17 protein-coding genes and 1 pseudogene are annotated in these 15,712 nt (G+C 40.8%); 5 read left to right on the top strand and 13 right to left on the bottom strand.

Translation table 11 applies throughout. The features are described 5' to 3' along the window. Positions 1-82: 82 nt before the first annotated feature. Positions 83-841 (top strand): nicotinamide riboside transporter PnuC, encoded by a 759-nt coding sequence (gene pnuC / locus LCU_RS04120; protein ID WP_004270003.1) that lies wholly within the window; start codon positions 83-85, stop codon positions 839-841. 69 nt (positions 842-910) lie between these two features. Here the strand turns inward: pnuC and spxB are convergent, their stop codons facing one another. The 4 genes from spxB to trpX form a co-directional block, all read right to left on the bottom strand. Beyond that, complete coding sequence (gene spxB / locus LCU_RS04115) at positions 911-2,737, bottom strand: pyruvate oxidase (protein ID WP_056965781.1); 1,827 nt, start codon at positions 2,735-2,737, stop codon at positions 911-913. A gap of 204 nt (positions 2,738-2,941) precedes the next feature. Next, the gene (locus LCU_RS04110) at positions 2,942-3,697 is read right to left on the bottom strand and encodes an ABC transporter ATP-binding protein (RefSeq protein ID WP_056965779.1); all 756 of its coding nucleotides are present in this window, start codon (positions 3,695-3,697) and stop codon (positions 2,942-2,944) included. Next, complete coding sequence (locus tag LCU_RS04105) at positions 3,694-4,557, bottom strand: ABC transporter permease (protein WP_004269968.1); 864 nt, start codon at positions 4,555-4,557, stop codon at positions 3,694-3,696. The genes LCU_RS04110 and LCU_RS04105 overlap by 4 nt, the downstream gene beginning before the upstream one ends. Continuing rightward, positions 4,554-5,555 carry a tryptophan ABC transporter substrate-binding protein gene (trpX, locus tag LCU_RS04100; protein WP_056965778.1) on the bottom strand — a complete coding sequence of 334 codons (1,002 nt, stop codon included), beginning with the start codon at positions 5,553-5,555 and terminating at the stop codon, positions 4,554-4,556. The genes LCU_RS04105 and trpX overlap by 4 nt, the downstream gene beginning before the upstream one ends. Positions 5,556-6,109: 554 nt before the next feature. Between trpX and LCU_RS04095 the strand changes: the two genes are divergently transcribed. Both LCU_RS04095 and LCU_RS04090 read left to right on the top strand, forming a co-directional pair. Continuing rightward, positions 6,110-7,456, top strand: a complete 1,347-nt coding sequence (locus LCU_RS04095; protein WP_004265399.1) for a glucose-6-phosphate isomerase — start codon at positions 6,110-6,112, stop codon at positions 7,454-7,456. A gap of 237 nt (positions 7,457-7,693) precedes the next feature. Next, entirely contained in the window at positions 7,694-7,894 is a 201-nt protein-coding gene (locus LCU_RS04090) for a hypothetical protein (protein WP_035186022.1), read from the top strand. 86 nt (positions 7,895-7,980) lie between these two features. Here the strand turns inward: LCU_RS04090 and LCU_RS04085 are convergent, their stop codons facing one another. From LCU_RS04085 to LCU_RS04050, 9 genes and pseudogenes are all read right to left on the bottom strand, one after another. Beyond that, positions 7,981-8,217: a hypothetical protein gene (locus LCU_RS04085; RefSeq protein ID WP_004269975.1), complete on the bottom strand. Its 237-nt coding sequence runs from the start codon at positions 8,215-8,217 to the stop codon at positions 7,981-7,983. A gap of 138 nt (positions 8,218-8,355) precedes the next feature. After that, on the bottom strand, positions 8,356-8,670 hold the full coding sequence (locus LCU_RS04080) for a hypothetical protein (RefSeq protein WP_004265405.1): 315 nt from the start codon (positions 8,668-8,670) through the stop codon (positions 8,356-8,358). A 19-nt stretch (positions 8,671-8,689) separates the two neighbouring features. After that, on the bottom strand, positions 8,690-9,487 hold the full coding sequence (locus tag LCU_RS04075) for a hypothetical protein (RefSeq protein ID WP_056965776.1): 798 nt from the start codon (positions 9,485-9,487) through the stop codon (positions 8,690-8,692). Positions 9,488-9,509: 22 nt separating this feature from the next. After that, the gene (locus LCU_RS04070) at positions 9,510-10,151 is read right to left on the bottom strand and encodes a C39 family peptidase (RefSeq protein WP_056965774.1); all 642 of its coding nucleotides are present in this window, start codon (positions 10,149-10,151) and stop codon (positions 9,510-9,512) included. A 75-nt stretch (positions 10,152-10,226) separates the two neighbouring features. Further along, positions 10,227-10,520: pseudogene (locus LCU_RS04065) on the bottom strand (DUF1905 domain-containing protein). 72 nt (positions 10,521-10,592) lie between these two features. Then, positions 10,593-10,736: a hypothetical protein gene (locus LCU_RS09945; protein ID WP_164905620.1), complete on the bottom strand. Its 144-nt coding sequence runs from the start codon at positions 10,734-10,736 to the stop codon at positions 10,593-10,595. 90 nt (positions 10,737-10,826) lie between these two features. Further along, positions 10,827-11,264 (bottom strand): universal stress protein, encoded by a 438-nt coding sequence (locus tag LCU_RS04060; RefSeq protein ID WP_052202729.1) that lies wholly within the window; start codon positions 11,262-11,264, stop codon positions 10,827-10,829. Positions 11,265-11,517: 253 nt separating this feature from the next. Next, complete coding sequence (locus tag LCU_RS04055; RefSeq protein WP_054644372.1) at positions 11,518-12,207, bottom strand: hypothetical protein; 690 nt, start codon at positions 12,205-12,207, stop codon at positions 11,518-11,520. A gap of 114 nt (positions 12,208-12,321) precedes the next feature. Beyond that, positions 12,322-12,993, bottom strand: coding sequence for a hypothetical protein (locus LCU_RS04050; protein ID WP_004270031.1), 672 nt, complete (start codon positions 12,991-12,993; stop codon positions 12,322-12,324). A gap of 228 nt (positions 12,994-13,221) precedes the next feature. Between LCU_RS04050 and LCU_RS04045 the strand changes: the two genes are divergently transcribed. Together LCU_RS04045 and LCU_RS04040 are read left to right on the top strand one after the other, a co-directional pair. Then, a complete protein-coding gene (locus LCU_RS04045; protein ID WP_004269980.1) occupies positions 13,222-13,941 on the top strand; it encodes an MIP/aquaporin family protein in 720 nt (239 codons plus the stop codon). A gap of 386 nt (positions 13,942-14,327) precedes the next feature. Next, a complete protein-coding gene (locus LCU_RS04040; RefSeq protein ID WP_056967041.1) occupies positions 14,328-15,701 on the top strand; it encodes a glycoside hydrolase family 1 protein in 1,374 nt (457 codons plus the stop codon). The last annotated feature ends 11 nt before the right edge of the window (positions 15,702-15,712 follow it).

Raw genomic sequence — 15,712 nt, 5'->3', positions numbered from 1 at the left:
TCAGATGGTACATCAATATATGGAAAATGGTGTTGACAATCTGGAGTGATAACTAAATTCATATAAAGAGGGTTTCAGTTCAATGCAAGACAATCGTGCAATCACCAGTGTATTTAATCCTAAGTGGTACATTCAACAGATGAAAGGGTGGACAACATCCAGTTATGGTTTGTTGATGTTTGGGTTAGGCTTTATTTTAGCTGCTACTATTTCCGGTGGTCCAATGACTGGCGTGTCGTTTTTAACGATGCTCGCGGGGATGTTAGGCTTCACCTGTACTATTAGTATTACGAATACGAAACCTTTAAACGGTGTCTTTGGTGTCATCTCTGCATTAATCTACATTATTGTGGCTTATAATGCTAAAAACTATAACGATATGTTATTACAAACCGTCTACATTATTATGTTAGACATCCCAGTCTTATTAATGCCAGATTGGGCGCAAAACGTTGATAAAAAAGTCCGGGGGCTTGCTACTCGTGGTAAAGGACTTCGTAATTGGGCGTTGACGCTATTGTTCTTTGCTATATCAGTCGGGTTATTATATCTCTGGGAAAGCAATATGACGGACAGTCCACGACCATTGATCGATAGTATCGCCACTTCAGTTGGGTTTACTGGCGCACTGTTGACCACATTACGGTTTAAAGAAAGCTATTACTTCTGGTTCATCCAAAGTATCGTATCAATCACGTTGTGGGGCATTACAGCAATGCAGGGTGGCTCAAATTGGGTCTTATTCTTCACCTATATCTTGTACTTATCAAACGACTTAGTCTCATTCTTCGACAAGAACGTCGTTTGGTTCCATCCTAAAGAAGCCATTACCAAAAATTAAATCAATAAAAATAGCGTCCCATCACACCGCAATGTGTTGAGACGCTATTTTTATGATGGCCGGGTTGTTTTATAGTTCAACACCGTTTTCTTCAAATAATTCTGGTAATGTCTTCAGTGATTGACCATCGTATTCTGCGAAGAAATCAGCCACGCTGTATTCTTTGCCAGCAGGACGAGAAGCATCATAGTTTGCGCTAATTGTTTCTGTTATCTTACCATCTTTAATAGTTAGTTCTAATTCTTCAACTGGAATACTCCGTTTGTCAGTGATCTTAGCATCAATTAAGAATGGTCGGCCAGCTTTTGTGACTTCAAGGGCTTTGTCAAAGGCAGCGGGTAATTCTTTAGAAGAACGAACGGTGATTGATTCAATGCCCATTGCTTGCGCAATCATGGCAAAATCTTGATCTTCAATGAAGATTCCTGAGTAATCCATTGGAATATCATCTTGTTCACTCTTGATGAAGTTTAATGCGGCATTTGATGTGATGATATTAATGATTGGTAATTGGTATTTCTTTTCAGTGATCAAGTCTTGCATGACCATTGAAAAGGCACCATCACCCGAGATGTTGAAGACTTGGCGATCTGGGTAGCTCAATTGACCAGCTAAGGCACCAGGAACGCCTGAACCCATTGAAGCAAAGAGGGCAGAAATCACCCATTTGTTCTTAGGCGTTAAGTTCAAGTGACGGAAACTGTTGATGATATTATCACCAACATCGATTGAAAAGACAGCATCGTCTTCAGCAATCCGGTTGATTTCTTTGTAGATTGGTTCGAATTCAAGCGGATCAGAGTCGCGGTTCGTTAAAACATCAAGGTAGGCTTGCCAGTTTGCCATATCAGCAACAGCAGCTTTGAAGAATGGTGTTGGGGCAACCGTTTCGCTTCTGGCGATTACTTTTTCAACAAAAGCAGTTGCATCTGACCAGATTCCGAAGTCTAAGAAATGGTGACGGCCAAATTGTGCTTCATCGTTATCGATTTGGATAAACTTGAAGTCATGTGTCCGATAAATTAAGTTGGCAAATGGGAAGTCAGCACCGATGGCAATCACAAGATCACTAACGGCCATGATTTCATCAGCCGCTTTAGAAGCAGCCCGGTTAGCCATGCCTAAGTTACCTTCATAACTATCAGGCACTAACCCTTTAGCAAGCCCAGTCATGACGATTGGAATTTGAAGTTTCTTTGATAATTCAACGAGCTTGTCGCCGCCGTCTTTAATCCCACGACCAACGTGAATTACAGGGCGTTTAGCGTCTTTAACCATTGCTAAGAATTGATCAACTTCTTCGTCTGTTGCGACTGGACCAGCCACTTTTTTACGATCTGAAGGTGAGCTTGAGCTATATGGTGTATCTGGAATTTCAACGTAGCCGAAGTCATTTGGAATAACAACCACTGCGACGCCATTGTGTTTGTAAGCTTCACGGATTGCTTTATCAACAACGTATGGCAAGCTTTCAGGTGTCATAACGAGGCGGTTATAAACAGCAACGTCAGAGAACATTGGGTTTTCAGCGAATTCTTGGAAGTAGTTGTAGTTCATGTTCTTGCTTGGTACTTGACCAATCAAGGCTAAAACTGGTGCATGATCTTCTTTTGCATCATATAAACCAGTTAAAAGGTTAGTTGCACCAGGGCCAGCTGAACCAAAAGCAACCCCGATTTTACCAGTTAATTTAGCGTCAGCAGCTGCGGCAAGGGCCCCAACTTGTTCGTGACGAATTTGAATATATTTTAAACGATCCTTTTCAATATTAAGAGCATTCATTGTTGAGTTAAATGAGCCACCAGGGTAACCAAAGATATGATCAACGCCCCAAGATTCGATAACTCTAAGCATAGCAACACTAGCTGGAATAGTTTTTTGAGTAGTAACTGTCATTATACAGATCTCCCTTAAATCAATAATTAGGTTGCGCACAACCTTATGGGAATAATTTAGCATACTTAGAAAACGATTACAAGTGTTAAACGTAGGTTAATCATATCCTTAATTAATTAACCGCTGATAAATTGGTGCTTGATAAGATTGAATGGATTTAAGCAGCAAAAACCGCGCTATCCGAAAATGGTTAGCGCGGTTTGATTAGTTTAAATAGTCTAGTAAAGTATCGACAGTTAATGCTTGCTTTTCAGTCGCGTTCAAGTCGGCAATCAGTTTACCGGCTTTTAACACCAAGAGTCGATTGCCATATTGCAACGCATCCTCTAAATCATGCGTAATCATTAGGCAGGTGAGTTGGTTATCGCGAATTGTTTGATTGGTAAAAGTCATCAATGCTTGGCTGGAAACTGCATCTAAAGCAGATGTGTGTTCATCTAATAACAGCAATTCAGGTTTTTGAATCGTCGCCATCAAGAAGTTTAACGTTTGTCGTTGGCCACCCGACAAGTTACTAACCGGGCGATTGAGTTGTTGATCCAAGTGATTCGGGAGTGTCTTGGCGAGCGCTTTGATTTGTGGGAGTTGTTGCTTGAGACGCCGGGGAAATAAGCGGCGGCGTTGGCCACGGCGCATCGCCAACAAAATATTTTCGGCAACGGTCATATCAGCTGCGGTGCCCAACTTAGGATCTTGGTAGACACGACTAATGAGCCGTGTGCGTTGTTGGGCGGATTGCTTCGTAATGTCGTGGTCGTTGAATAGTAGTTGCCCACTTGTGGGGGTTAAATCACCCGCAATGGTATTAAAAAAAGTCGATTTACCCGCACCGTTTGCGCCAAGGAGGACGACAAATTCACCAGGATTAATCGTGAGATTTAAATCATTTAAGAGTTGTTTAGGTTCATTATTATCAGTAACTTCAAAATTGAGGTGGTTTAAAGTCATACGCGGGGTCATTTGGTAGTCAGTCCTTTCTTTTGTTGTGGTGCGATGATGAAGATGGCCAAAATGACGGCCGAGAAGAGTTTGAAATCATTGGCGTTAAAGCCGAGTTGTAAGACAAGGAGTAAGATGAGGCGGTAGACGACGCTTCCTAGGATAATGCTAATTAGTTTGGCGATGAAATGCTTGCCGACAAGGAGCCGTTCACCAATGATGATCGCGGATAACCCAATGACCATCACACCGATGCCCATGTTGACATCAGCAAAGCCGTTATATTGTGCAACGAGCCCACCTGCAAGGGCGATCAAGCCGTTTGACAGCACGATCCCAATCGTTTTCGTCCGCTTTACGGCAATCCCTTGTGAGAGGGCCATCGTGGGATTATCACCAGCTGCAATCAGGGATTGACCGAATTCGGTGTAGAGTAAGCCAGCCAGTAATAATAGGGCGATCAGCATGATGACTAGGTTAATGACTAAGAGCCGTTGATCGAGCGTTAATTGATGGAATAGCGGTAGTTGATATAGGTTGTGTTGATCACCAATTGCCATGTTGGCTTGGCCTAAAATCCGCAAGTTGACGGAATACAAACCGGTTAGCGTTAAAATCCCGGCTAACAAACTCTGGACATGGAAGTAGTTGTATAAAATTGCCGTCACGAGTCCGGCTAAACAGCCACCGATGAATGCGACTAATAGGGAAAAGGCAATGTTATGTTGTTGCAACATTAAAGCGCTGAGGGCTGCACCTAACGGGAAACTGCCTTCAACGGTCATGTCAGGGAATTTTAAGATTCGAAAGGTGATGAAAACGCCTAGGCTTAGTAGGCTCCATAATAATCCTTGGTCAATGGTTGAGATAATAAGATTCATTTGAGAACAGCTCCTTTTTGATTAGCGATTTGCATTAAACTCTGCGGAATTGTGATGTGGAGGGCTTTTGCTTTTTTGAGGTTTAAGACTAAATGTCCTTTGCGTAAATACCGAATTGGAGTGGTTGCGGGTTTTGAACGACCACTTAAAACGGCGGCGGTCATCTTACCGGTTTCAACGCCTAAGTCGTATTGGCTTAGGCCGACGGTTGCGAGCCCGCCATCTTTAACCATCGTTTCAGCGGATGGAAAGACTGGCGTTTTGGTTTTGTCGGTCACATGGACGAGGGTGCCCATTGCACTAGCAATCGTATTATCGGTGGGAACGTAAATTGCATCGACTTTTGGGACTAGATTCTGGCTGACTTGTTCCAGATCGTTGACTGAACTAAGACTGGCCTCAACAACGGTCAGCCCTTTTTGTTCAGCAAGTTGTTTGAATAAGTGCATTTGACTGGTGGCAGAGTTATCACTGCTTGAATAGAGAATGCCGACGGTTTTCAGTTGCGGCATGATGGTTTGCATTAATGCCAATTGCTTTTGAATCGGGGCTTGATCGGATACGCCGGTGATATTGGCACCAGGATGGGCGTTGTTCTTAACGAGATTGGCACTCGCCGGATCAGTCACGGCGCCTAAGATAATCGGTAATTGCTTAGTGGCATTGGCTAAGCTTTGTGCGGCAGGGGTGGCAATGCCGACCGTTACTTTGGCTTTTTCAGTGACGAATTGATTGCTCATCAGACGTAAATTACTTTGATCGTTCTGCGCATTTTGAAAATCAATTTTGATATTACGGTTGTTATGATAGCCTTCGCTTGCTAGACCAGCGACAATCCCGCGATGAATTTCATCAAGTGCGGGATGAGATAAGGGTTGTAAAATCCCGACAATTGGCAATTTAGGTTGGTTGGCTTCTTTGATTTTTTTGATACCAAGTAGGGTGAGCAAACTCCCAAAAATTAGAATGAGGGGTAAAAAACGTTTGAGTTTAGACATGGCGAAAGCTCCTTTAACGTGCTTTTCAAACCGTATTCCTGTGCCTAGCTACGTCGCACAAACGACCGACTGCGTCGTTCATTCGCACCACTAGGCTAGTGTTCGAAATATACCCGGTTTGAACGCACTCATTATTATCAAACAAAAAAGTCCCCCACATGACAGTCATGTAGGGGACAGAAAAAGCCTACATGGATTTCCTCGAGTTAAAATCCATGTAGGCTTAAAATTCAATCGATTACTGATGAATGGCCGCATGGATACAATCAAAAGACTGTATCCATAACGGCATACAATCTCACTTAGCGGCTTTGCCAACGAATATTCAATTGTACTAAGTGAGTGTTTGTCATTTTCAGTAACCTCCGTTTTATTTGATGATTTGAAGTATAGCGGGATGGGTGAAACAAGTCAAGGACTTTGAGTAATTTTCTTTTGAAAATAAAGGTGGGTCTAGTCTGAAAAAGCGGTCGATCTGGCTTGCTTTTTAGCGCTAAAAAAGCTAAAGTTATTAACGTATACTTGTGTTTAAAAACAGGAGGAATAAGACAAATATGGCACATATTTCATTTGATGCATCCCGTTTGGACAAATTTGTCCAATCAAACGAACTTGCAGAAATGCAAGCAATGGTTAATGCTGCAGACTCACAATTACGTGAAGGCACTGGTGCAGGCAACGACTTCCGTGGTTTCTTAGATTTACCAGTGAACTACGATAAGGACGAATTCGCCCGCATTAAGAAAGCTGCTGCTAAAATTAAGAGCGATTCAGAAATTTTCATCGCAATTGGTATCGGTGGCTCATACCTCGGTGCCAAAGCTGCAATTGATTTCTTGAATAACACGTTCTACAACATGTTACCAGCAGAACAACGTGACTTCCCACAAGTATTATTCGCCGGGAACTCAATCAGTTCAAGTTACTTAAACGACTTAGTTAACTTGATCGGCGATCGCGATTTCTCAATCAACGTTATCTCAAAATCAGGAACAACAACTGAACCCTCAATTGCTTTCCGTGTTTTGAAAGACAAGTTGATCAAGAAATATGGTAAAGAAGAAGCTAAGAGCCGGATCTACGCAACAACTGACCGTGCTAAAGGCGCTTTGAAGACAGAATCAGATGCAGAAGGCTACGAAGAATTCGTTGTGCCTGATGACATCGGTGGCCGTTTCTCAGTATTAACAGCCGTTGGTTTATTACCAATCGCCGTTGCTGGTGGGGATATCGACCAATTGATGAAAGGTGCAGCTGATGCCCGCACTGAATACACAGATACAGACGTTATGAAAAACGATGCATACAAATATGCTGCTTTACGTAACATTCTTTATCGCAAAGGTTACACAACCGAATTATTAGAAAACTACGAACCAACATTGCAATATTTCTCAGAATGGTGGAAGCAATTGATGGGCGAATCTGAAGGTAAAGACCAAAAAGGGATTTATCCTTCAAGTGCTAACTTCTCAACTGACTTGCATTCATTAGGTCAATACATCCAAGAAGGTCGTCGTAACTTGATGGAAACAGTTGTCAACGTTGTGAACCCTAACAGCGACATTGATATTCCAACTGATGAAAAGAACTTGGACGGTTTAGGCTACTTAGAAGGCCACACAATGGACTTCGTTAACAAGAAAGCTTACCAAGGTGTTGTCTTAGCACATACTGATGGCGGCGTCCCTGTTATGTCAGTTAACATCCCAGATCAAACAGCCTACACATTAGGCTACATGATCTACTTCTTCGAAATGGCTGTCTCAATCTCAGGTTACTTGAATGGTATCAACCCATTCAACCAACCAGGTGTTGAAGCTTACAAGAAGAACATGTTTGCTTTATTAGGCAAACCCGGCTTTGAAGAATTAGGCAAAGAATTAAACGAACGCCTATAATTCAACGTTTATAAAGATAAAATTCGACTTTTATTAAAGCATTTAGTCTATTGATTTTATGAAATGGTGCAGTATTTGGTGCATTGTTCTAAAATAAATGGATTAAATGCTTTTTGTTTAATACGGATAAAGAATAAAATATATAAATTGCTTATTTTTAGTAAGCGAAGTATAATGACCTTATCAAAGATGACCAATTCATCAATAATATTAAAAGTAAAAATGGAGATGATGGCAATGTTAGTCATTCAATATGTCAACGGTCAAACGAACGCTGAAAAGGTTTATCAAAAAGCGGCTGAATTTGTCGCAAATCAACAACTGGAAGTACCCGATTTCGAAGATTACGTCGCAATTAAGCAGGTGACGTTGGATGGGCAGCCATTAACGTTGGCGGATGCGACCATGCGCGGCTTATATAATTATTTAAATCAATAAAGTTAATCTGAAAGAAAAACGTCGCTCAAGAGAGCGGCGTTTTTGAGTTATAAAATAAAAAAGACCAGCCAACGGCAGTCTTTTAATTAACGTGTAGTAATCATAATGAGATTTGAGCTGTGATAAGTTTCGCTAGGACTATTTTCGAGGATAAAAGCCGGCGTGTCCTTAACAAAGTGCGAGATTTTTGCGACGATATCTGCAGCAGCACAGTCTTTGATGGTCAACTTATGGCGTGAACCATTCGTAGAACCAAAGGCAGATAATGTGTCATTTTGTTGGAGCGCAATTTTTGAGCCCTCGTTAAAGAATAACTTAACCATAATTTAAAACCACCTTTCGTAAGTAAATCATATAATATTGATAAGAAAATCACAAGGATAATTAACAATTCAATACCCTTAATATTATCCAGTGCAATTACTTTTCGGAAAATTATTCGTTAAAAGAAACTACTTTTTCTAATATTCAAACGCCATTTCATTAACCGATTCTTCCAAGCCTTCGACAACTTCATTTTGTTCAATGAACGTTAACCAAGTTTGATATTCTTTGGCGTGTTCACCACGAATGTTGAATGCCATTTTCACTTGAATACTAGCGATAAATTCGGCGACCATTTTATCAACGGCCCGATCGACCTTATTCTCGTTCCAACGTTTGGCAGGTTGGCGTTTTTGGTTCTTTTCATTTTGGTAGTCTAAACCTTTGGCTCGAAATGTATCGATGATGCGGGAATGTTCTTCAAGATAGGCCTGTAGTTCGGCATTGTTCATAGTCGTGCTCCTTTAAACTCTAATAGTTAGCAAGTAAAGATTTTAGTTCAGCTTGGGCAGCGGTGTCTTCAGAAACGGCAAAGACAAGTGGTTCTGAGTAAGCTTGTTTGCCGTCATCTTTTAGTTCGCTGAAACCATCATTAGTTGATGTGAGGTGACCATTACCTAATTTAAGTTCATACACGACGCCGTTATCACCAAGTAGGTATTTGCTAACCGGTTTGTCCATTGCCATGTTAAGGCTGTAATTATCCGCGAATGATCCACGATCTAAATTGTCTTTACCGACTGTTCCATCCAAAGCGGTATAAAAGACACAGCCACCAATTGCATGAACAGGGTAGGCATTAAACCCTGGGCTTGCTGTCCCAGGTTGAACTAAAATACGGCCATCAGGTGAATTGGCAAACCAATCGCCAAATCCGGCAGCACCGTGGTCAAAATACCAATCACTGACGGCCATGTTTCCGATTGTGGCGCGTTCAGCCGCCCACGCTAGAAAAGCTTGATTAACAGAAGTTTGTTTGTCGGCAGTGAGCGCTTTTTTGGCACTTGTTGACTGATTAGATTGTTGTTTTGCTTGTTCAATAGATTCTGAAGCTGCAACGATACTTTCTGATTGTTGTTTAATAGAAGCTTCTTTCGAGCTAGTGATTGATCGACGCTGATTGCTTTCTTTTGCTTCTGATGAGGCGCGATAGCGTGCTAAACTTTCGGAGTGGGTTGCGGCTTGTTGATCAGGTTTAATTGACCGACAACTAGCTAATGAAAGACTACTTAAAGTAATGAACGTGACTGCAATGGTTCGTTTATGCATGTTAAATCCCCCAAGTTAATGATTAATAAGTCATTGCACGGTGTCCCTGTGGTGCAGCAATTTTCCAGAATTTATCAAATGAGATTTTTTTTCGTTTGCCGGTATATGGATCGTTAAAGGTAAATGAATTTTGATCATAGCCAATTAATAAGACGGAATGCGCTGGTTGTTTATGGTAGTTAATCCAAGCGACAATTGGTTTCTTTTGTTTTAAAGTAGCTTTGAGCGTGCTAATCGGTTCGTCCGATAAATCGGTGAAACTGCCGAGATATTGATAGAAGAATCCTGTCCAAGCAGGAGGATACATAGTGTAGCCAGTATCATCGTATGGATTCCCCCAAAAGCCGACCTCCATATCGCCATCATTGACATAAGGGATACTATCGGCCACTTCTGTTTTGCTCATGTCAACGCCACGGTAATCTAACAGCATGGCAACAGCCGTAATTTCACAACCGGTTGGTAATTCAGGAAATTGTGAAATGGGTGTGATGTCGAGCATCGTTTTTTTGGGTGTTTTTTTCTTAACAATTTTTTGGGGTGTGGTTTTATGGAAGAACCAAATCCCGGCCTCACTTCTGGTCGGTCCTGTGAAAAGCCATAAAAAAAGGGTGGTAATCAGTATTAAAACGACTGCCACGCGCTTGTAAAAGTGTTTTGGCATTTGATAATCCTCATTCTAAATTTAGTCGACGAAATAAATATTTAAAATAGTATAGCATTTAAAGGGGCGCAATAGCTATAGCCACTCACGGATTTCAACTGTGATGGAATCGCCAATTTCTTTTTTGAGTTGTGCACGGATGTCTTTGCGGACCCCAAGAATGTAACAAATGTTGCCATCTGGATTTTTAAGTCCCATATTGACAATACTGCCATCATAGGGAATTTGTTGGTCGAAAAGGGCGTGGACTTTTACACGACCCTTCCCGAAGATTGCGCGGATATCGCCAGGAAATTAGACATATGCACCGCCTTTACCAATCGTCGCGGCTTGGATTGAGGCTGTAAAAGTATAAGTTTGCTCGGTCACCGGTCAGAACTCCTTAAAAAAAACGTCATTAAAAAAAGTGACCACGGCAAATTCAGTCGTCACTTTTAGTGATTATTGGAAAAAGCGCATTAATTGGCGATTAAAACTTGCCCACCAAGTGTTTGGGTGCAAAAGGGTTGCAACGATTGCTTGGTGATGTTGTAAGAACCAGCGCTTAATATTTTGATCAGACAATTTAGTGATATCAAACGGCATTTCGAACCACTCCTAAACTACCTTTATTATATATTAGAAATGGGACACGTCAAAAACAAAGCATTAAACTTAACCAATCTTTAAACCGGCTTAAGGCTTAATTAATAAGACGTTGGTGTTAGAATGAACACTGATGAATTGTGCAACAGAACCGATTAAGAGCCGCTCAAAGGCGCCCTTACCACTGACACCGAGAACTGTTAAATCAATATGAGCTTCTTCTGGGATGGTAAAGGCTAATTCACGACGTGGCGAACCCACTTTAAGGATGGCTCGTACGTTAGGGACACCGTGTTCTTTAGCGAATTGCACCTTTTGATCAAGATACGATTGAACGAAATGTTTTTCAGATGTCGTTGTTTCAGCAGGGTAAGTCATGCGTGCATTTGTGTAAAGGGTATCTGGAATAATTTGAGCCACAACTAATTCGGCATTATTGCGTTTAGCAATTTCAATCGCCTCACTGAAAGCGCGTTCTGATAACTCAGAACCATCTAAACCGATAAGAATATGCTGATAATTAAACATAAAAAAGGCCTCCTTTATTTACCTTCAGTATAGCATTTTAAACGAAGAAACGCCGTAAATAAGCACTTTAAATTCGATAGGGGATAGCTGGTTGAGTGACTATAACAATTTGGCACCACTAATTTGTGCCGACCGTATCGTTTACTTTGATTGAACTGCGCCCTATAACAAGAATGTGAATAATTTCTCCCGAAATTTTTTAACCACTATATAAAAAAAGAGCCGTCGAATCGTAGATTCGGCGGCTTTCTTTTTATAAATGATTAATTGAAAGTTGTGTGACTTGTTGCTTGTTGTTATTGGTCGTCATAACGGTATAGCGAACTTCGCGATCCGTCAGTTGCATTAATGACCCAGGTTTCTTAAGTGAGCGGTCGACCAATTCAGTAATCTGGGTTGGTTTGGTTCCGATACTTGTTGAAAAGGCGAGGACGTAGTTTTTAAACGTTAGATTCTTACCTGCGTTGAGAGCTTTAATTGAGATCCCCAGTACTTTGCTATCACTGACGTTCATGGCAATCACGTTGTTGCTGTCAACTTGATCAGTGCGAATGCCTTCAAGTGGATTCGCTTCGAAAACGCCCAGTCCTTTTTGTTGGGCAATCGGATTATAAATCTGAATAAAGTTCGGCCATTGCACAATTTCTTTTGCGACAGGGCCTTCAACATAAGTTGGATTACGCATTTCTTCATTATCAGCAAGTGTAATCCGGTACTGCTTAGCTTTGTAAGGGACTTCGAATGCGAAAGCATCATCGGTTGTTTTAGTCGTATGAATGGTATCACCGATTTGCCAATAAACCTTTTTATGCTTAGTCTTACCAGTGATTTGCGCATTGAAGCCACTGTTTGTTTCGTGGAGCTTTGCTTTAACAGGATTCCCACAAGCGGTTAAAATAAAAGTTAGACCTAAAATCATGAATAATAATTTGACGTGACGCATTTCTCACACTCCAAATCGATAATAGGGTTAACTATGAATCAAAAAATAAAAGACTCCCCAGTCTTCTACTTCATTGTAACCCATTTCATCTTTTTTTCAAAATCACCATATTCACTATTTAATACTACTGTAAGAAAATTTCAACTTCTGAATTGCGCGGACATGTCGTTGATTAGCCTTGTAAACATCATCAGTGTATTCTTGGAAAGTTCCGTTTGGACGGGTTGCAACAGAGACGAACGACCCAGTCTTGGATAAGACATCTTTGGCGTAAACGAGTTCTTGGCGATTGTTATCAGTCGCGTAGTCTTTCATTTTTTGGTAGTCACCTTGAGCACTGACATAGTAATCATCAGCGTCATCGAGTTTTCCTTGTGCTAGTAAACGCCGACCTTCAGCAGCAACAGCACTATCATGATCGTTATAATCAACATTTGCGACGTTAACTGTTCCGTTTTCTGTTAACTCGCCCCAAACTTTATTATACTTTTGAGCGATGAATTCAGTGGCAACAGTCGATTTTTTAATATGTTTGATGAATTGGCGTTCAGCTTTATCGAATTTTTTATCTTTCTTTTCAATCTTCGCTAGTTCTTCGCGGTGTTCTTTCTGAGCCATGTAGAAGTTATAGCCAACAGGAGATGCCGCGATAATCAAACCAATCAAGCAAATAATTAGAGGGGCTTTAAGCCGTTTTTTAAAAATTAAGAAAAATAGGAGTAGGATAATGCCAAATGCAAAGACAGCAAGGCCTGCATAAAGAACGATGGCGAGTATTAAGTTCATATAGTAACCTCCAAAACAGTAATCGGATAATCAGGGTTAATATGGTTAATCAATGAATATTATCCCATTTTATGAGATATTAGCAAGTCAAATTTACAGAAAGGTCTGTAAAAATATGAATCTTCTCATGAAAGGGATTTAAACAGAAAAGTCAATTGTTTTTCCTTGCATTTTCCCGTATTATAATATGATACGTAAAAATATGAATCATTTATAGGAGGAATAGTAGTGGACGCTTCTTTGACAACCCGTTTGGCTGCCGAATTTATTGGAACTGCAATTATGATTATTTTTGGTAACGGGGCAGTAGCCAACGTTGAATTAAAAGGAACAAAAGGTTTTAGTAGTGATTGGTTTTTAATCGCTTTTGGATATGGTTGTGGGGTTATGATTCCTGCCGTTATGTTTGGGAGCATTTCCGGTAACCATCTTAATCCAGCTGTTACATTAAGTTTTGCAGTGATGGGCTTATTCCCTTGGGAAAATGTTTTACCATACATCATTGTTCAATTCTTGGGTGCAATGGTTGGTCAATTATTATTGGTTGCTGCTTACAAACCATATTATGATCGCACAACAAACCAAGAAGGCATCTTGGGCTCATTCGTAACAATCGATGCTGCTCATAGCCGGATGAATGGTTTTGTAAATGAATTTTTAGGCACATTGATCTTAGTTTTCGGTGCTTTAGCAATTGGTGCAGGTAAGTTTGGCGCTGCCGGCCATATTGTTGTTGGTTTATTGGTGATGACATTAGTTGCTTCATTAGGTGGCCCAACAGGACCAGCTTTAAATCCTGCTCGTGATTTAGGCCCACGTTTGGTGCATATGTTCACACCGCTTAAGAACAAAGGCGACTCACAATGGAGTTACGCTTGGGTGCCAGTTGTTGCACCAATTATCGGTGCCATCTGTGGCGCAGGTATTTTCCAAATGATTTTTGCATAACAAACCGCTTCTAAAAATAGTCCGTCAGGACTATTTTTTTTGCTTTCAAATCAAAAAATACCCGGCATAAACCTTAATTGGAAAAGGCCTATACCGAGTATCTTCTGAATATTGAAATGATCTTACTTGGGGGAGTATTAATCATTTCTGTTATTGAATATATCATAAAATAACGGGAGTTTACAACCCTTTTACGTGTAAAACCCTAAAAAAATAAATTATTTTATAATAATGCATATTATTAATCTCAGTCTGCAATTTATTTAACGTGTATAATATTTCGGAGGTACGCATATTAAATAATCGACTGAGAAAGGTGTGCGACCACTTTAGAGAAATGGTACAATATAAAATGTTGGCGATTACATTTAAGGAGAGTAGCGTTTATGATTAAATTTCCAGAGCATTTTATGTGGGGAGCAGCAACATCCGCACCTCAATCAGAAGGATACTCCCTAAGTTATGGTAAGTCCCCATCAACCTGGGACAAATGGTTTGAGATGCAACCTGATAAGTTTAATAGCGATCAAGGGCCTGACACGGCTAGTGATACTTATCGGTTGTATCGTGAAGACGTTGAAAATATGCAAAAGATTGGTTTGAACTCATTTCGGACATCGATTGCTTGGACGCGATTAATGCCCGATGGCAAACATGTTAATCAAGTAGCGGTTGATTTTTATCGGGATTATTTTAAGCGCTTACGTGATGCAGACATTACACCGATCATTAATCTGTTCCATTTCGATATGCCTTGGTGGCTAATGGAAAAGGGCGGTTGGGAGACACGCGAATCAGTTGATGCCTTTGCATTCTACGCAAAAACTGCGTTTGAATTGTTTGGTGACTTGGTTGATCGCTGGACGACTTTTAATGAGCCTATCGTGCATATCGAATGTGGTTACTTAACGGGCTATCATTATCCAGACATTGTTGACTTCAAGAAGGCTGTTCAGGTTGGCTACCATACCTTGATGGCGCATACAGCAGCTGTTGCTGAATTTAGAAAAGTGAAGCCGGATGGTCAGATCGGCATTATTTTAAATATCACGCCAGCTTACGCTAAGAGTGATGCACCAGAGGATTTAATGGCTAAACAAAATGCTGACTTACTACTCGCTAAGAGTTTTCTAGACCCAACTGTTTTGGGCGTTATTCCAGAAGAATTAATTAACCTCTTAACAAAACATGAGTTATTACCAATGACGAAAAAAGGCGACCGGCAATTGATTGCCGATCATTGTGTCGATTTTATCGGCGTGAACTACTATCAACCAATGCGGGTTCAAGCACCAGAGAATCCGAAGTTCCCAGCACAAACACCGGAAGACTTATATGCTAATTATATTTGGCCAGAACAGAAGATTAATCCATATCGTGGATGGGAGATTTATCCAGAAGCATTGTACGATGTGGCAATGATGATGAAAAATGATTATCACAACATTCCGTGGTACGTTTCTGAAAACGGAATGGGTGTTGCCGATGAAGAACGCTTTATGGGTGAAGATGGGCAAATTCAAGATGATTATCGGATTGAATTTATGCAAGAACATCTGACACAGCTACATCGCGCAATTGAAGCCGGCAGCAGTTGTTTTGGGTACCATACTTGGACCTTCAATGATTGTTGGTCTTGGTTAAATGGTTATCGGAATCGTTATGGTTTCTACCGTGTTGATTTGGACCATGAGGCAAAGCGCACGATGAAGAAGAGTGGTCGATGGTACCGTGAATTGAGCGAGAATAACGGCTTTTAGGCCAAAGAAAA

This window comes from Latilactobacillus curvatus JCM 1096 = DSM 20019, assembly GCF_004101845.1.
GTDB classification, from domain to species: domain Bacteria; phylum Bacillota; class Bacilli; order Lactobacillales; family Lactobacillaceae; genus Latilactobacillus; species Latilactobacillus curvatus.
Note: the sequence above shows the minus strand (reverse complement) of the source record. Positions and strands in the feature narration are given on the sequence as shown.